The following is a 16064-nucleotide window of genomic DNA, read 5'->3' as shown; positions in this document are numbered from 1 at the left end:
GCCCCGCGGGGGGCCCTCAGCGCCCCCGGATCCCGGGCGCGTCGTCCAGCAGAACGTGATCTAATGCTCTGGGTGCCGTGGACGCGGCATGGATCTGAAGGCAGGGCAGTCAATGGTGGAAGCGGGCGTTCCCGAGGGTCAGTACTGGTTCGTCGGGGCCTCCGGCGCCGACCAGGAGTCCCAGGACCAGGCCGAGCGGTTCATCTCGCAGGGCATCTGGGAGAACGGCTTCGAGGACCGCTACCTGGACACGGTCAAGTCGATGAAGGTCGGCGACAGGATCGCCCTCAAGTCCACCTACGTCCGCCGCTCCGGGCTCCCCTTCGAGGCCCACGGACACGCCGTCCCCGTCCTGGCCGTCCGCGCCGTCGGAGTGATCACTGCCAATCCGGGCGACGGCCGCAAGATCGGGGTCGACTGGACCCGCGCGGGGCGGCCGCGCGAGTGGTACCTCTACACCGGCCGGCACACCATCTGGAAGGTCACCCCGGGGCACTGGATGCGCGAGGCCCTCCTGCGCTTCACCTTCCTCGGCGAGCCCCAGGATACCGACCGCTTCCGCAACGACCCGGCCTGGGCGAAGCGGTTCGGCGACGTCGACCCCACGCCGGAGCAGCGCTTCGAGTGGACCGCCTTCTACGAGGCGATGGCGACGGCGCTGCTCGGCTTCCGCCGCCGCCGCGGCGAGCTCCTCGCGCACCTGCGCGCGATGCAGGAGCGGCACGAGGAGCTCGGCTTCCTCATGGACCGCGACTGGCGGGACAACCCCGTGCCGCTGAAGGACATCTGCCCGTTCACCGTGATGGGCACGTTCAACCGCGGCGCGAGCCCGGCCAAGCGCACCGAGATCGCCGCCGACTGGGCGGCCTTCCTCGGGATCACCGCCCCCGCCCCGACGGGGTTCGACGGCATCCCGCTGCTGAACAACCAGAACTCGTGGTTCTTCCCGCCCGCGGGCACCCGCCAGAAGGACGACATCGACAGCCTCTGGGACGTGTTCGAGGCCGCCCTCGCCGCCGCCGACTCGAGCGAGGACCACGAGCGCTTCCGCCTCGCCGCGGCCTACGACCGGGCCAGGGACATCTACCGCGTCGGCACCAAGCTCACCATGGGCCTGTTCTGGGTGCGCCCCTGGAACTACCTGCCGCTCGACGGCCGCTCGCGCCAGTACCTCAAGACCGAGCTCATGCTCGACCAGGACTTCTTCACGGCCGACGGCACCGCGTACGTGACGCTGCTGGACACCCTCGCCTCCAAGTTCGAGGACCCGCAGTTCGCCGTCCACTCCTTCCCGGAGCTGTCCTGGACCGCCTACCTCGAGCGCTACGGGCACGGCGCGCACGCCGACTCGGGCAGCGCCGGGGAGGCCCCGGAGCCCGAGGACGACCCGACGCCGATGTCCCCGCAGGCCAGCTACACGGTGCGCGACATCGTGGCGGACGGCTGCTTCGTCGACGAGTCCGACCTCAACGGGTACCTGGCCCGGTGGCGGTCCAAGAAGAACCTCATCCTGCAGGGCCCTCCGGGCACCGGCAAGACGTGGCTCGCGCGCCGCCTCGCATACGCGCTCATCGGCACACGGGACAACAAGTCCGCCCTGCGCGCCACCCAGTTCCACCCCAACTCCAGCTACGAGGACTTCGTGCGCGGCTGGCGCCCCGGCTCGGACGGGAAGCTGACGCTCGTGGACGGCCCGTTCCTCGAGATGGTCGAGCGGGCCAACGCGAACCCGGACGTCCCCCACGTGATGCTCATCGAGGAGATCAACCGCGGCAACCCCGTCCAGGTCTTCGGCGAGCTCCTGACCCTGATCGAGGCCGGGAAGCGCTCCCCGCGCGAGTCCCTCCAGCTCGCCTATCCCCGCTCGGGCACCGAGAGCGTGCACGTGCCGAGCAACCTGTACATCATCGGCACGATGAACCTCGCGGACCGGTCGCTGGCGATCATGGACCTCGCGTTCCGCCGCCGCTTCGCGTTCGTCTCGCTCGAGCCCAGCGTCAACGACGCGTGGCAGGCGTGGATGTCCGCCCGGCACGGCGTGGACCCCAAGGAGCTCGAGCTCGTGCGCTTCCGCTTCGAGGCGCTCAACGACCGCATCGCCGACGACCCGGCGCTCGGCTCCGAGTTCCGCCTCGGGCACTCGTTCGTCACGCCCCCGGCCGAGGAGCGCGTCGCCTCCTTCGCGGACTGGTTCCGCGGGGTCGTCGACACCGAGATCGTGCCGACCCTCGAGGAGTACTGGTTCGACGACGCGGCGAAGGCCGAGTCGGCGTCGGCCGCCCTCCTCGAGGGCCTCGCGTGACGCCTGCGGGCCCCTCCGGTCCGGAGCGCACGACGGCGGCCGCCGACGGTTCCGTCGTCGTCGCCGGCGGGGTGCGCATCCCCGTCCGCAACGTCTGGCTCCTGCTGCTGTACGCGTCGGAGTTCTACCAGTCCGGGCCCGAGGCCTTCGACGGGATCGAGGACTACCCCGAGAAGCTGCCCGAGCTCCTCGCCGAGCTGCTCGTCGCGAGCGCCGAGGACCGCCTCCGGCGGCCGCTCACGCCGTCGTTCAGGAAGACCTCGCGCGACCTCGCGCGGGTGCGCGGCGGCATTGACACCCTGCGCACCGAGTCCCACCAGCTGCTCTCGCGCGGGCTCGTGGCGTGCAGGTTCGAGGAGCTGACGGTGGACACGCCCCGCAACCGGCTCATCCGCACGGCGCTGGCCTCGATCGCGCGCCTGTGCGGCGATGAGGAGCTCGTGCGCCGCTGCCAGGGGCAGTCGCAGCGCCTCGCCCAGCTCGGCGTCGGCATCCTCGACGACCGCGCAGGCCAACGCGACCAGTCCGCGTCAGCCGCTGCACGGCTGACCCGCAACGACCAGCAGGACCGCTCCGTGCTGCTCGCGGCCCGGCTCGCCCTGCAGCTCTCGCTGCCCTTCGGCCGCACCAATCCCGGCCATGGCCGCGGAACCCTCGACGAGCGCCAGTTCCGCCACCTGTTCGAGCGCGCGGTGGGCGGCTTCTACGCCGTCCACGGGCGCGGCCGCGGGTGGTCCGTCCAGCGCGGGCGCAAGGTCGGATGGAAGGCCAGCGGGGCCACCCTCGGCATGGCCGCCGTCCTGCCGCACATGGTCACCGACGTGTGGATCGACGCGCCCGCCTCCGGACGCCGCCTCATCGTGGACACGCGGTTCGCCGCAGCGATCCGGCCGGGGCGGTTCGCGCGCGAGACCCTCGATTCCGGGCACCTCTACCAGCTCTACACCTACGTGCGGGAGCAGGAGTCCGCCGCCGACCCGGCGTCGCTCGAGGCCGGCGGACTGCTCCTGTACCCCTCCGCGGGCAGCCCGCTCACCGAATCCTTCATCTCCTCGGGCCACCGCCTCGGCGCAGCGACCGTGGACCTCTCCGTCGCCTCGGTGTGCGTGCGGGAGCAGCTCATCGCGGCGGCGGCACCCTACCTCTCCGCGTAGGCAGCGGCTTGAGCCGATCTTGAGGCTTTCTTGTCCGTCGGCGGCCGGTGGCCTTGAAACCCGGGCGGGAGAGTTGTCTGTGTCAGCCGATGGGGCTGGCGACGACAACGCACCGGGCCTGCTGCCCGGCCCGATCAAGGGGAAGAACATGGGTCTCAGCCTCAAGTCCACCTCCGGCAAGCTCCTGGCCTCCGCCGCCCTCATCGGCGCAGCCGCGAGCGTCGCCGGCCTCGGCACCTACGGCGCCTTCACGTCCACGACCTCCGCGAGCACGAACGTCGCTTCCGGCACCGTCGCGGTCAACCTCGGTGCCTCCGGAACCGCGAACCGTCTGAGCGTGGGCGCCACGGGCCTCGTGCCGGGGGACAGTGTGCAGCGCGCCGTGACGCTCGCCAACTCCGGGACGCAGAACCTCGCCGGCATCACCCTGACCACCACGGCGGCGCCCTCGTCGAAGCTCGACACCGACGCCGTCAACGGCCTCCAGCTGGCGATCGATGCCTGCTCGGTCCCCTGGACCGAAGCCGGCACCGCCCCGGCCTACACCTACACGTGCTCCGGGACGGTGACCTCCGTCCTGGCGACGCGGGCCGTCGTCGGCTCCAACGTGGCGCTGACCGGCCTCGGCGCCGTCACCGCCGGCCACACCGACAACCTCCGCGCCACCCTGACGCTGCCCTCCGGCGCGGACAACACGTTCCAGGGCATCACGAGCACGGTGAACTTCGCCTTCACCGGCACGCAGCGCAGCGCCACCAACCAGTAGCACCCCGACCGCGGCACGCCTCAGGAGGACCTGCCATGAGCACCACCTTGTCCCGCGACGGCACAGCAGCCACGCCGCGGCGCCGCCGGTCCGAGCCCTCCACGGGCCGGTCCGGCGGCCGGACGGCGCGCCCTTGGCGCAGGGCCGCACGCCTCGCGCTCCGCGCCGGACTCGCCCTCGTGCTCGCTGCGGCCGCCGCAGCGTTCCTGTTCCTGGCGGTGGGCCCCCGGTTCCTCGGCTACCAGACCTCGACGATGCTCACCGGATCCATGGCCCCGCTCATCAATCCCGGAGACGTCGTGGTGAGCGTGAAGACCCCGACCGCGCAGCTGGCGGTCGGGGACATCATCACCTATCGCATCCCCGTGGACGACCAGCGCATCGAGACCCACCGGGTCGTCGAGGTCACGCGCAACCCCGCCGGGGCAACCGTGGTCAGGACCAAGGGTGACGCCAACAACGGCGCCGACCCGTGGGCCGCCGGCATCACAGACGACTCCGTGTACACCACGAAGGCCGCGATTCCGCACCTCGGCGACGTGATCCGTGCCCTGCGCTCACCGTCGTTGCGGCTGGCCCTCGTGGTCGGCGCCCCGATGCTCGTTGTCGGAATCGCGCTGTCCTCGATCTGGCGGCGTCCACCGGGGGCATCGCGGGAGGAGGGGGAGAACCGTGGAGCCCCATGAGCTGCCCATCCTCGAACGGGGCCGCCTGCGGGAGATCGCCGGCGACCTCGACTCCGCGGCCGATGCGCTGAGTTTCGCGGCCCTGTTCCTGGACCTCCTCCCCCGGAGGCTCAGGACGGTCGCGGCCGCCGTCGAGGCGGGGCGGACGGACGACGCCCACGTGGCGCTGCTCAGCCTCGCGACCTCGGCCGAGATGGTCGGGGCCGTCCAGCTCGAACGGGCAGCCCGGTGCACGGACCGTGCGGTCCGAGCGGTGGACCTCCCCTCGGCCCGGGCCTCCGTGCCGGATTTGCGGCGCAGCGCCGGCGCCGTCGCGCAGGCGCTCGAGGACCTCCTGGCCGGCGGCTGAGTCAACATGCCCTCCCAGCTCAACCGGCCGGGGCGACCATCCCATAGCCCACCCCGCGCACGGTGCGGATGAATCGGGGGGCCTTGCCGCGGTCCCCCAACTTGCGGCGCAGGTTGCCGACATGGACCTCGACGAGGTGCTCGTCCGAGGCCCACTCGTCGCCCCACACCGACCGCAGCAGCATCTCCCGCGTCCACACCCGCCTCGGCGCCCCGACCAAGAGGACCAGGAGGTCGAACTCGGTCCGGGTCAGGGCCAGCTCCTCGCCATCCAGCAGCACGAGCCGAGCGTCGACGTCGACCTCCAGCGCCCCGTGGGCCAGCCTCGATCCGCCCGGGGCCGGCGCGGCCGCGGCCACGGTGGCCTCCTGCGACGGCACCGCGGAAGCGGGCACTGCCGTGCGGGGACGCCGGAACATGGCCTCCACCCGGGCTTGGACGGTCCGCGGGCTGAACGGCTTGCTGATGTAGTCGTCCGCCCCAATCTGGAGGCCCATCAGCTCGTCGATCTCGTCCGCCCGGCCGGTGATCATCATGACGTAGGCGTCCGAAACGGCACGGATCCGGCGGCAGACCTCGGTGCCGTCCAGATCGGGCAGGTTCAGGTCCAACGTGACGAGGTCGGGCCGGTGCTCCCCGACCATGCGGAGGCCCTCCGCTCCTGTCCCGGCCAGCGCGACGTCGAAGCCGTGGCGCTGAAGGGTCCGGGCCAGGAGGCTGCGCATGTCAGCATCGTCCTCGACAACCACGGCGCGCCGCTCGGCGGAATCTGTCCCCATGCCACAGAGTCTCGCAGATCGGCGGAGGCCGCGCTGAACGCCCGGTTGAGCAAATCTTGAACTGTGCGGGCCGCCCGGCTTGAGGACGGGTTGGCAGGATGGAGTCACGGATAGCACCGATCGGAGAGAAGAGGGAGAGTGGCCATGGCACTGCGGCGGACGCTTGCCGGGCTCCTCGGCGCCCTGCTCTTCCTGGCCATGTCTCCGATTGCGGCCCAGGGCGCCTTCAGCGCGACCGACTCGTCCGGCCTCTCGGCAAGCACGTACCAGATCCAAGCCCCCGCCAACGTCAGTGCCACCATCACCTGCACCAGCTCCAACGGGAAGTCCGCGAGCGCCACGGTGACCGCCTACAGCGCGGTGCAGCGCGCCACCGGCTACCGCTTCGTGCTGACAGCGCCGGACGGCACCAGTACGTCCTCGACGGTGGGGCCAGCGGACAGCGCTGGGAACACCACCCTGCCGGCACCGCTTTCACGGACCTCGACCTCGGCAGGGAACAGGAACTACACGCTGACTGTCCAGGCGCTCCTCGGGTCCTGGTCCGGTACGGCGTGGACCCTCACCCGCACGTGCTGAGAAGCGGCGGCCCCAGCCAGATCAGCCGGGCTCACCTATCAGCCGGGCCTCCTCGGCCGGACTCGGGCCGGAGCGGGAATCGCCTCGGAGGGGGAGCCGGACCGTGAAGGTGCTCCCTTCGCCCACGGTGCTCGTGCACTCGATGGTGCCCCCGTGGGCCTCCACCACCTCCTTCGAGAGCGACAGGCCGAGGCCCGTGCCCGGGATGTCCTCGCCGAGCACGCCGTCACTGCGGCCGAAGCGCGTGAAGATGTGCTCGAGGTCATCCTCGGCGATGCCGATCCCGCTGTCCTCGACCGTCACCACGGCCCATTGGCCCTCGCGGACGGCGCTCAGCCTGACCTCGGTGCCGTCGCCTGAGTACTTGAGCGCGTTGGAGACCAGATTGTCCACGACCCGCACCAGCCCGGTGCGGTCGGCAAGGACCATGAGCGCTCCGTCCGCCTCGACGCGGACCTCGATGCCCCGGACCCTCCCAGCGGCATCGAACGACTCCGCGGCTTCCCGGACGATCACCGCGACATCCAGCGGCAGGCGGACGGCGGTGCCGGCTCCGGTCACCGCCACCACGAGCAGCTCGTCGACCATGCTGGTCACGTGCTGCGCGTTGCGGGCGATGACGTGGACGTCAGCACGGGAAGCATCCGAGAGGTCCGGGTCATCGGCAATGAGCTCGGCGTAGCCGAGGATGTTCGCCAGCGGGGTGCGGAACTCGTGCGAGAGCGTCGAGAGGAACCTGTCCCGGGCCCGCACGGCGTGGACCACGTCGGTCACGTCGGAGGAAGCGAGCACCGTCCCGGCCCGCTCGCCGTCCGCGTCGAGGAAGTCCCTGGCGGTCACGGACACGGTGCGGGCGCCCGGTCCCCGACCGAGCCGGAATAACTCGTGCTCCACCCGCTCACCGGCGAGCGCGCGCTCCAGCGCCCACTGCTCGGGCGGCAGCGCGTCTTCGGAGCCATCCCGGTAGATCATCATTCCCGTCTCTTGCCCGTCCTCCTCCGCGGGCACCGCGGCGGCGTACACCTCGACCTGCTTGGTGTTCGTGAAGGTTCCGCGGCCTTGGGTGTCGATCACGACGACGCCGACGTCCACGGTCTCGAGCACCGCGTCCAGAAGCCGCTCCCGCCGCTCCGCCTGGGCGAGCAGCTCCTCCACCCGCGCCTGCTGGGTCATTCCGCTCAGAGTCATCACCGACGTTCCGACCCCCACGGCGAGCAGCATGAAAGGCGCGAGGAGGTGTCCCGCCAGAGCGGCCGGGTCAGGGGATCCCGCAAGGAGAAGCGGTGACCAGACCATCGCCAGGGCCGCGGCGCCGCTGAGTGGCACCATGAGCCGGGGCCGGAAGCCCGAGCCAGCCACCCACATGATCGGGAACAGGGCGAGGAAGGTCAGCCCTGGCATCTGGTCCGAGGCCGAGGCCTGGATCAGGCCGATGGGCACGAAATCGAGGAACGGCACCACAAGGAACGACCCGTATGGCAGCCGCTGCCACGGCAGGGATCCGGAGAGCATGAGGAGCAGGACGGCAAGCGCCTGACCCGCAACGAAGGCGGGCTCGGTGAGCTTCCCGGGCGCCGCCACGGCGATGATCGCGACGACGAGCAGCAGCGCAAGATTGGCGGGCAGCTGGCTGAGCATGACCCGTCCCCGCAAGCTCAGCTCGTGGAACCGGGCCCGTCCGAGCAACAGCACATCCAGCAGCTTGACCACGCCCGCTCCCCTTCCAGGCCGCTCCCCCGCATCACCATAGCGCGCGCCCCCGCTGGTGACCGCCCCTGAGCAGGTGAGGCTCCTGGCCGCGCCGCGCGCGGCCTCCTTCCACTCCTCGCACCCACGGGTGGACCATGGGGCACATGGGAGAGGTCACGGACTATCTCGCGGGCCTGAGCGGACCTGAGGGAGCGGCGATCGGGCACGTGTACGCCGTAGCCCTCGAGGTGTCGCCCGCGGCGGCCGAGGGGCACAGCTACGGGATGCCCGCCCTGCTCCTGCACGGCAAGGGCTACGCGAGCGCCCGGCAGGCCAAGCACCACCTCTCCGTCTTCCCCTTCAGCGGTCGGGCGCTGGCTGCCCTGGGCGACCGTCTGGAGGGCTTCGACTGGTCCAAGGGCACCCTCCGGTTCACCGCCGCGCACCCGGTGCCCGACGACGTGCTGCGCGCCATCTTCGCCGCGCGCGCGGCCGAGATCGAGGGGACGGCGGAGGCCCGCGGGAAGGGCATTTAGACCCGGCACTTTCACCCCCCGCCGGGGTTAGCCTAATGCCTGTACAAATGAGCATCTCGCGGGGGTGTGCGGATGGCCTTCGGAACGCGCACCGCCGGGGCCTTCCTGGCGGCGCTGGAGTCGCTGAGCTCCGGCGATGAACTGAGGAAGTACAAGCGGGCGTTCCCGCTCGCGCGGCGCGGCGGAGACCGGTTCCTCGGAGTCCCGATGGGCTCCGTGTTCGAGCTCGCGCGGGCTTCCGCGGACATGCCGCTCGACGAGGTCGAGTTGCTCCTCGACAGCCCATGGCACGAGGCCCGTGCAGGGGCGGTGAGCATCATGGACTTCCAGGCGCGCAGCCCCAGCACACCGCCGCCGCAGCGGCGGGAGCTCTACGAGCTGTACCTGCGCCGCCACGACCGGATCGACTCGTGGGACCTCGTGGACCGTGCGGCCGTGCACGTGGTGGGCAGCTATCTGGCCGACAAGCCGCGGGAGCCGCTGTACGGGCTCGCCCGGTCACCCCGGCCGAACGAGCGGCGGACCGCGATCGTCGCGGCGACGTACTTTGTGGGGCTCGGCGATCCCCACGACCTGTTCGAGATCGCCACCCTGCTCGCGGACGACCCGGACGAGTCCGTGCAGAAGGCCACGGGCTGGGCGCTGCGGGCCGTCGGGACGCCGGGGCTGGAGGCATTCCTGGACCGCTGCGCGCCGCGGATGGCCCGGGTGGCCCTCCGGTACGCGGTCGAGAAGCTGCCGCGGGGCGCCCGCGAACGGTACCTCAAGGCCTCCTGAGCACCCGCCCGTTCACTCGGCCCGGCAGGCACCGAGCAGCTCCGCGGCCTTGTCATGCTCGGCCTGGGTCATCCACAGTCCGTAGCCGGCCTTGACCTCCACGACATTCACCGCGTACTCGCAGCGGAATGACCGGTTCGGCGGCAGCCACGTGGCGAGGTCGCCGTCGCTCTTCTGCTGGTTCGCCGGGCCGTCCACCGCACGCAGGTTGGCCGGATCGTTGGCGAAGCCGAGGCGCTTCTGCGGCGTCCACTGCTGCGCGCCCTTCTGCCACGCGTCCGAGAGGGGCACGAGGTGGTCGATCTGGACGTCCGCCGACCGCTCGCCGCGCTGAAACGCGATCGTGCTGCCGGTATAGGGGTCCTCGAGGCTGCCTGAGAGGACCACGCAGTCCCGCGTCCCCGCCTTGAACGCGGGGCCGCGGAGATCGCGCGCGAGGATGTCGTTGCGGGTGTCGCAGCCGTTGTGGTCGGTGTCCGACCACGCCTGGCCGAACTCCGTCCGGCTGTACCCGGTCTTCGGCGCGCGCCCCCTTACGGGGATCGTTGCGAGCGAGGCCTTCGCCGCCGAAAGCTGCGCAGCGGGGACCCCGCCGATCTGCGTCTGGGCCGTCAGCGGGGATTCGAAGCCGGGGATCTGGAGGAAGCCGGCGAACCAGCCGAGCGCCGCCGCCAAGAAGGTCCCGGCGGCCACCACGCCCACGGTCCTGGAACGCTGTCCGCGGCGCGGGAGGCGCCGGGATGAACGCTGAAGCATGGACGGCCCCCCCGCCGGTGGTTGACATGACTGTTCCACCGTACGGGAGGCCGCCGACAATCCCCGCCTCGGGCGCCCCTATGTGGACGGGCGCCCCGGTTGGATCAGGAGTAGGCGATGTCCTTGGTGGCGTGGTCGTACGCGATGGTGACCGGGCCGCCGTCGTGCGTCAGCTCGTGGTTGGGGCCGTCGAAGGCGCCGAACGCTCCGTAGTTCTCGTCCCAGGAGCGGTTGATCGCGATCTTGAAGGCGTAGTGGCCCGCCGGGAGGTCCACGGTGCGAACCCAGCGGCGGGAGGCCGCGTCGAGGCCCATCTGCACGGCGTCCGCGCTGGGCTCCCAGTCGGCGGGGGCGCCCAGGTGGGAGGCGAAGTCGCCGGCGATGGCCACGGACTCCGGCTGATCGAGGTCGACGACGAGCGGCTCGTCGGCGGCCGCCTCGGCCTCGGTGGGGACGGTGGCCTCGGCCACGGGCGCAGCCAGCTCCTCCTCGGCGGCGGCCTTCTTCGCCACGGGCGCCTTCTTGGCGGCCGCCTTGCGGGCCGGCTTCTTCTTCGCGGAGGCAGCAGGGACCGGGGTGTCGGCAGGCACCGGCGTGCCGTCCGCGAGCGCGGCCGCGAGGGCCTGCGCCGTCGGGAAGGCGACCGTGGCGCGGAGGCCGTCCTCGGTGATCGCCCAGCCGCTGCGTCCCTTGACCATCCAGCCGGCCTTGACGAGCTTGGCCGTGGCGGTGGTGAGCGCCTTGTGGCCGCGCGGGATGCCGCCGGAGAGAAGGGTCGCCTCGTGCTCGTCGAACGGCACTGCCGCGACCGCCGCGGTCAGGACCTCGCGGGCGTCGGCCGTCTGATCAGTGAATGCCGCCTCCGCCAGCCCGTCCAGCACCGCCTTGAGACGGAGGTCGAGCTTCTCTGCCGCGTTCGCGTTCCTCGCCATTGCTTCCCCTTGTTCCTTGCGTTTCCGGCGGAGCCCATGCCGCACTCCATGTCCATGCTGGCCGGTTACTCCTGGGTCGCCTTGTCGGTGACCGAGTGTGACGCGCCGTACAGCAGCTGCGCCCCACCGTGGCATGTCCTGGTTTCGCCGGGGTTACGTCCATGCGTCCTGCGCGTGGCCCGCCGGCTCGAGTCTGCCGGTGCAAGTCTACCGGGGCGCCGCCCGCCCGCCGGACAGCAGCCGGGGGCGGGCAGCGCAGGTGGTCAGCGTGCGCTGCCGGAGCAGTAGGCGGAAGCGTAGGCCCCCGCGTCGCTCTTCTTCGAGACGGTCTTGCCGTCGATGAGGATCTCGCACGCCACCTGTGCGGTGTCGGCATCGCCGTCGGCCATCACCGAGACCGAGGCGAGCACGAAACCGCTGTCCTTGTAGTCCTTGGTCCACGGCGCGGCGATGTCCTCGTCGCTCGTGCCCGCGGCATCCGAGTAGCTGACCTTGGCCTTGCCATTGGTCGTGACCTTGTACTGGATCGTGTGCTCGGCGTTGGCCGCGGCGCTCGCCGAAGCAAGCGAGGACTGGAGCTCGCCGAGGCTCTTGCCGGAGGTCTTCTCCACAGACGACACAAAGGCCATCGCGACGATGAAGACGATCAGCGCGATGACCGTACCCACCCCTCCGAGGATGATGCCGGCAATCGACAGGCCCCTTCCGCCGCCCTTTTTCACGAGCGCGATGATCCCGCACACGATCGCCGCCGCGGCCAGCGGCCAGGCGAGCAACGGAATGAGGCTGAAGAGCACGGCGAGGCCGCCCGCCACGATCGAGATGATCGCCAGCGTCTTGCTCGGCTGCGGGTACGGCTGGCCGTAGGGCTGGCCCTGGGGCGGGTACGGCTGGCCGTAGGGCTGGCCCTGGGGCGGGTACGGCTGGCCCTGCTGGCCATACGGCGGATACGGCTGGCCCTGGTGGCCATATGGCTGCGGGTAGGGCCGGCCGTCGGCAGCGCCCGATCCCGGCTCGCCAAGCGGCGCGGATCCGGTCTGCGGGTGCGAGCCCTGGGCCGACGGCTGCTCGGGTGACTGAGGATGAGTCATGGAATCCCCCCTGGATTCAGGCTGCGCTGTCCCAACCCCTCGCTAGGACATCAAGGCGCGCCGCGATGAGTATTCCATGGCGGCTGGGCCCGGCCCATGCAGCACGGCGCGGGGGATGCCACGGGCTGCCGGACGTCCTCCCGGAAGGAGTCTGCGCCTATCTGAAGAGCCCGGCGCCCACGTACGGTTCGAGGCGTCGGCGCTGGTCCTCCGTGAGCCGCAGGAGGCGGCCGGTGGCCTCCTCCACGAAGGCGAGCTGCGTCGTCGCCCGTACGCATTGGTGCCCGTCCACGGGGTCGTGCACGAGGTAGTCGAGGGTCAGCGCGGCGGCCTTGAGCCCGCTCACCCACACGTCGACCTCGGCGGGGACGTTGCGGTAGTCGAGCGGGCGCACGTAGCGGACGCGGTGTTCGACGACGAGCGCGAGCGTCCCGTCCGGGACCGCCGAGAACAGCGGCACGAGCGGCTCGACACCTGCCGCTCCTGTGCCCCCCGGCGGGCCGAAGGCGGCGATCCGCGCCTCCTCGAGCATGCGGACGATCTGGACGTTGTTGATGTGCCCATACGCGTCCATGTCGCCCCATCGCATGGGGACCAGGACCCGAAGCCGCTCGCTGCTCACTCCTCGGGTCTACCACATCGCCTCCGGTGTCCCCGGGGCATGCCCTGCTCTGCCGCGGGCGGCGTCCGGAGCGCTCCGTGCCCCGCCGACGCCGTCCCCGCGGCTGGTTCCAGCCTACGGAGGCGATCTTGCGCGGGGGTGACGCGTGCGTTTAATCGCGGTTACGGGCGCCGCGGCCCCCAGCCCCGTTCCCGGCGCACCTCGTCGCTAGGATGGGAGCAGATCCTCAGGGAAGCGTGGTGTCCATGGACGTACTCGAGTTCGACGACGTAGTCATCGGCTGGGGGAAGGGCGGCAAGACGCTCGCCGGTGTCCTCGGACGCGCCGGTCGCCGCGTCGCCATGGTCGAGCAGTCGGACACGATGTACGGCGGCACGTGCATCAACATCGGCTGCGTGCCGACCAAGGCATTGGTCTACTCGTCGCACCTCGGGCACGACGGCTGGGATGCCGCCCATTACATGGACTCGATCGCACGCAAGGACGAGCTCACAGCGAAGCTGCGCGCGGTGAACTTCTCCATGCTCGACACCATCGACACCGTCACCGCCATCACCGCCCGCGCCGAGTTCGTCGGGCCCAAGCGTCTACGCCTCAGTGGGGGCGGCGACGAGCTGGAGCTCACGGCCCACCGGTTCTACCTCAACACGGGGTCGCTGCCCGTGGTGCCGGACATCCCCGGTGCCTCTGAGGGCGGCGAGATCATCTCCGCCCGTGTCCATACCTCCACCGAGCTCATCTCGGAGGCGAACCTGCCCGGGCGCCTCGTCATTGTGGGCGGCGGATACATCGCCTACGAATTCGCCTCGATGTACGCCGCATTCGGCTCCGAGGTCACGGTGGTCGACCGCTCCCCCATTCCGCTCAGGCGCGAGGACCGCAACGTCGCCGAGGCCGTCTCCTCAATCCTCGCCGGCGACGGTGTGCGGTTCCTGCAGGGTGCGCACGTCGTCGGGATCACTGACTCGGCCGGAGGCGCGGCCGACGGCGGATCGGCCGCCGCCCGGGTGAGCGTCGCCACCCCTTCGGGTCCTCTCGACCTCGAGGCCGAGGCGGTCCTGCTCGCTGTGGGCCGCGCACCGGCGACCGGGGGCCTGGGGCTGGACAAGGCGGGCGTCGAGACCGACGAGCACGGCGCCGTCGTGGTCGACGACCATCTGCGCACGAGCGCGCCGGATGTGTGGGCGCTCGGCGATGTCAACGGGGGTCTGCAGCACACGTACATCTCGCTCGACGACCACAGGATCGTGCTCTCGCAGGTGGCCGGCGGTGCCCCGCGGTCACTCGCCGACCGCCGTGCCGTTCCCTCCACCGTGTTCGTCACACCGCCGCTCTCACGGGTCGGGCTCACCGAGGAGCAGGCCCGGGCCCAGGCTGGCGCGCACGGCTGGGACGTGGGCGTGGCGTCGAAGGAGGTTGCGAAGATCGCGGCGATGCCGCGCCCCAAGATCGTGTGCGATCCACGCGGACTCATCAAGGTCGTGGTCGATCGCACGACCGGCCACATCCTCGGTGCCACGCTGCTCTGCGTGGATTCGCAGGAGGTCATCAACCTGGTGTCACTCGCCATGCAGCATGGCATCACCTACCAGGAACTGCGGGACCGCATGTACACGCATCCGTCGTCATCGGAGGCATTCAACGAGGTGCTCGGCGCTATCGTCTGACTAGTCGCCGCGGTTGTCCGGCCGAGGGCCGGGGAGAGAGGGAAAACGATGCTGTTCGACCATGACAACGACGAGCCGATCCGTGTCCTCACGGATGCTGAGAGCTGGGAGCTCCTCGACAACGCCCGCCACGGCCGGCTCGCCACCGCCGCTGCGGGCGAGCTGGACATCGTGCCGATCAATTTCAGGTCCTCGGGCGGAAAGCTGTACCTCAAGACGACTCCGGGCACCAAGCTCGCGGAGCTGACCATCCACCCGCAGGTCGCCTTCGAGGCGGACGGCATCATGCAGGACGAGGCCTGGAGCGTGGTCATCAAGGGCACCGCCCGGGTGCTCGAGCACTCCGGCGAGATCGCCGAGGCCGAGGCCGCGAACATCGAGACCTGGCTTCCCACGTCCAAGAGCGTGTACGTGGAGATCGCGCCCACCTCGATCGAGGGCCGCCACTTCCAGCTCGGCGCGGAGCCCGAGGAGACCACCGCGCGGGACTACTGATCCGGCCGGAGGGCTCCGGGGCACTATGGCGAACTCCGCGTCCGGCGACTCGATGGTCCACCGTCTGGTGCGCGTCATCGCGGCCTTCGACAGCGAGCATCCGACCCTGAGCGGGGCCGAGCTCGCCCGCAGGGCAGCTCTGCCGAGCAGCACGGCGTACCGGATGGTCGACGAGCTGCTCGCCGAGTCCCTGCTGGATCGGGACGGGCAACGGCTGCGCCTCGGGACCCGGCTATGGGAACTCGTCTCCCGCGGCTCCAAGGTCTTGGGGCTCCGGGAGGCCGCCCTGCCGTTCATGGAGGACGTCCAGGCCGTCGTGGGGCATCACACGACCCTCGGCGTCATCGACCAGCAGGACGTGCTGTACATCGAGCGGATCGGTTCGAACAACTCAACCATCAACATCACGCGCGTCGCGGGGCGCCTGCCGATCCACGCGACGTCCACCGGCCTGATCCTGACGGCGTTCGGCCCCACGGAGGCGCAGGAGACGTTCCTCCGCCGCCTGCCGAAGCTCACGGACGCCACCGTCACGGACCCTGACGAGCTGCGGCGGATGCTCGCGGAGATGCGCCATTCCGGGTACTGCGTCATGCCCGGGACGATCGTGCCCGAGTCGACGGGCGTCGCGGTACCGGTCTTCTCGGCGGACGGGACGGCGATCGCGGGCCTGAGCGTGGTGATCCCCCGTGAGAATGGTCCCGTCCAACCGTCGATCACCGCTCTCCGGACGGCTGCGCGGGGCATCTCACGCGCCCTCGGCTGGGACGGCACGCTGAGGGACGCCATCCGCCGCAGCCTCTGACGCACATCACCTTTTCCCGATGATCGGGAAGATGTGATGTGAAATACATCGCCCTCAGGGACTCTCATGAGTAGCCAATC

17 protein-coding genes are annotated in these 16064 nt (G+C 70.8%); 11 read left to right on the top strand and 6 right to left on the bottom strand.

Annotation, left to right across the window (positions count from 1 at the left end):
- Positions 1-88: 88 nt before the first annotated feature.
- The 5 genes from J2W20_RS11255 (at position 89) to J2W20_RS11235 (ending at position 5257) form a co-directional block, all read left to right on the top strand.
- The gene (locus J2W20_RS11255; protein ID WP_307006691.1) at positions 89-2302 is read left to right on the top strand and encodes an McrB family protein; all 2214 of its coding nucleotides are present in this window, start codon (positions 89-91) and stop codon (positions 2300-2302) included.
- Entirely contained in the window at positions 2299-3456 is a 1158-nt protein-coding gene (locus J2W20_RS11250; protein WP_307006690.1) for a 5-methylcytosine restriction system specificity protein McrC, read from the top strand. Before J2W20_RS11255 ends, J2W20_RS11250 begins: the two co-directional genes overlap by 4 nt.
- Positions 3457-3604: 148 nt before the next feature.
- Positions 3605-4222, top strand: coding sequence for a TasA family protein (locus J2W20_RS11245; RefSeq protein ID WP_307006689.1), 618 nt, complete (start codon positions 3605-3607; stop codon positions 4220-4222).
- Between the two features lie 35 nt (positions 4223-4257).
- Positions 4258-4908 carry a signal peptidase I gene (locus J2W20_RS11240; protein ID WP_307006688.1) on the top strand — a complete coding sequence of 217 codons (651 nt, stop codon included), beginning with the start codon at positions 4258-4260 and terminating at the stop codon, positions 4906-4908.
- Positions 4895-5257: a hypothetical protein gene (locus J2W20_RS11235; RefSeq protein ID WP_307006687.1), complete on the top strand. Its 363-nt coding sequence runs from the start codon at positions 4895-4897 to the stop codon at positions 5255-5257. The genes J2W20_RS11240 and J2W20_RS11235 overlap by 14 nt, the downstream gene beginning before the upstream one ends.
- A 19-nt stretch (positions 5258-5276) precedes the next feature.
- On the opposite strand, the gene J2W20_RS11230 is transcribed toward J2W20_RS11235, so the two are convergent.
- Entirely contained in the window at positions 5277-6035 is a 759-nt protein-coding gene (locus J2W20_RS11230) for a response regulator transcription factor (protein WP_307006686.1), read from the bottom strand.
- Positions 6036-6179: 144 nt separating this feature from the next.
- Here J2W20_RS11230 and J2W20_RS11225 point away from each other — a divergent pair, with 144 nt between their 5' ends.
- Positions 6180-6614: a hypothetical protein gene (locus tag J2W20_RS11225; protein ID WP_307006684.1), complete on the top strand. Its 435-nt coding sequence runs from the start codon at positions 6180-6182 to the stop codon at positions 6612-6614.
- A 21-nt stretch (positions 6615-6635) separates the two neighbouring features.
- Here the strand turns inward: J2W20_RS11225 and J2W20_RS11220 are convergent, their stop codons facing one another.
- Positions 6636-8324 (bottom strand): sensor histidine kinase, encoded by a 1689-nt coding sequence (locus J2W20_RS11220; protein ID WP_307006683.1) that lies wholly within the window; start codon positions 8322-8324, stop codon positions 6636-6638.
- 143 nt (positions 8325-8467) lie between these two features.
- On the opposite strand from J2W20_RS11220, the gene J2W20_RS11215 reads away from it, so the two are divergent.
- The gene (locus tag J2W20_RS11215; protein WP_307006682.1) at positions 8468-8839 is read left to right on the top strand and encodes an iron chaperone; all 372 of its coding nucleotides are present in this window, start codon (positions 8468-8470) and stop codon (positions 8837-8839) included.
- A 72-nt stretch (positions 8840-8911) separates the two neighbouring features.
- Positions 8912-9616, top strand: coding sequence for a DNA alkylation repair protein (locus J2W20_RS11210; protein WP_307006681.1), 705 nt, complete (start codon positions 8912-8914; stop codon positions 9614-9616).
- 12 nt (positions 9617-9628) lie between these two features.
- Here the strand turns inward: J2W20_RS11210 and J2W20_RS11205 are convergent, their stop codons facing one another.
- The 4 genes from J2W20_RS11205 to J2W20_RS11190 form a co-directional block, all read right to left on the bottom strand.
- On the bottom strand, positions 9629-10309 hold the full coding sequence (locus J2W20_RS11205; RefSeq protein ID WP_307006680.1) for an HNH endonuclease family protein: 681 nt from the start codon (positions 10307-10309) through the stop codon (positions 9629-9631).
- A gap of 167 nt (positions 10310-10476) precedes the next feature.
- Complete coding sequence (locus tag J2W20_RS11200; RefSeq protein ID WP_307006679.1) at positions 10477-11304, bottom strand: pullulanase X25 domain-containing protein; 828 nt, start codon at positions 11302-11304, stop codon at positions 10477-10479.
- 263 nt (positions 11305-11567) lie between these two features.
- Positions 11568-12395, bottom strand: coding sequence for a DUF4190 domain-containing protein (locus J2W20_RS11195; protein WP_307006678.1), 828 nt, complete (start codon positions 12393-12395; stop codon positions 11568-11570).
- Positions 12396-12552: 157 nt separating this feature from the next.
- On the bottom strand, positions 12553-13017 hold the full coding sequence (locus J2W20_RS11190; RefSeq protein WP_307006677.1) for an acyl-CoA thioesterase: 465 nt from the start codon (positions 13015-13017) through the stop codon (positions 12553-12555).
- Between the two features lie 245 nt (positions 13018-13262).
- Between J2W20_RS11190 and J2W20_RS11185 the strand changes: the two genes are divergently transcribed.
- From J2W20_RS11185 to J2W20_RS11175, 3 genes are read left to right on the top strand one after another with little or no spacing between them, the layout of a single operon-like run.
- Positions 13263-14684 (top strand): FAD-dependent oxidoreductase, encoded by a 1422-nt coding sequence (locus J2W20_RS11185; RefSeq protein ID WP_307006676.1) that lies wholly within the window; start codon positions 13263-13265, stop codon positions 14682-14684.
- Positions 14685-14732: 48 nt separating this feature from the next.
- Positions 14733-15179: a pyridoxamine 5'-phosphate oxidase family protein gene (locus J2W20_RS11180; protein ID WP_307006675.1), complete on the top strand. Its 447-nt coding sequence runs from the start codon at positions 14733-14735 to the stop codon at positions 15177-15179.
- Between the two features lie 25 nt (positions 15180-15204).
- Positions 15205-15984 carry an IclR family transcriptional regulator gene (locus tag J2W20_RS11175; RefSeq protein WP_307006674.1) on the top strand — a complete coding sequence of 260 codons (780 nt, stop codon included), beginning with the start codon at positions 15205-15207 and terminating at the stop codon, positions 15982-15984.
- Positions 15985-16064: the final 80 nt, after the last annotated feature.

Source organism: Sinomonas atrocyanea, assembly GCF_030812675.1.
GTDB lineage: Bacteria > Actinomycetota > Actinomycetes > Actinomycetales > Micrococcaceae > Sinomonas > Sinomonas atrocyanea_B.
The sequence above is the reverse complement of the archived record's forward strand: the minus strand, read 5'-3'. Positions and strand labels throughout refer to the sequence as shown.

Excerpts from the sequence above, each read along its gene's own strand:
- J2W20_RS11180 (WP_307006675.1), top strand. The coding sequence starts at position 14,733 with ATGCTGTTCGACCATGACAACGACGAGCCGATCCGTGTCCTCACGGAT.
- J2W20_RS11255 (WP_307006691.1), top strand. The coding sequence starts at position 89 with ATGGATCTGAAGGCAGGGCAGTCAATGGTGGAAGCGGGCGTTCCCGAG.
- J2W20_RS11175 (WP_307006674.1), top strand. The coding sequence starts at position 15,205 with ATGGCGAACTCCGCGTCCGGCGACTCGATGGTCCACCGTCTGGTGCGC.
- J2W20_RS11240 (WP_307006688.1), top strand. The coding sequence starts at position 4,258 with ATGAGCACCACCTTGTCCCGCGACGGCACAGCAGCCACGCCGCGGCGC.
- J2W20_RS11225 (WP_307006684.1), top strand. The coding sequence starts at position 6,180 with ATGGCACTGCGGCGGACGCTTGCCGGGCTCCTCGGCGCCCTGCTCTTC.
- J2W20_RS11200 (WP_307006679.1), bottom strand. The coding sequence starts at position 11,304 with ATGGCGAGGAACGCGAACGCGGCAGAGAAGCTCGACCTCCGTCTCAAG.
- J2W20_RS11230 (WP_307006686.1), bottom strand. The coding sequence starts at position 6,035 with ATGGGGACAGATTCCGCCGAGCGGCGCGCCGTGGTTGTCGAGGACGAT.
- J2W20_RS11195 (WP_307006678.1), bottom strand. The coding sequence starts at position 12,395 with ATGACTCATCCTCAGTCACCCGAGCAGCCGTCGGCCCAGGGCTCGCAC.
- J2W20_RS11215 (WP_307006682.1), top strand. The coding sequence starts at position 8,468 with ATGGGAGAGGTCACGGACTATCTCGCGGGCCTGAGCGGACCTGAGGGA.
- J2W20_RS11185 (WP_307006676.1), top strand. The coding sequence starts at position 13,263 with ATGGACGTACTCGAGTTCGACGACGTAGTCATCGGCTGGGGGAAGGGC.
- J2W20_RS11245 (WP_307006689.1), top strand. The coding sequence starts at position 3,605 with ATGGGTCTCAGCCTCAAGTCCACCTCCGGCAAGCTCCTGGCCTCCGCC.
- J2W20_RS11210 (WP_307006681.1), top strand. The coding sequence starts at position 8,912 with ATGGCCTTCGGAACGCGCACCGCCGGGGCCTTCCTGGCGGCGCTGGAG.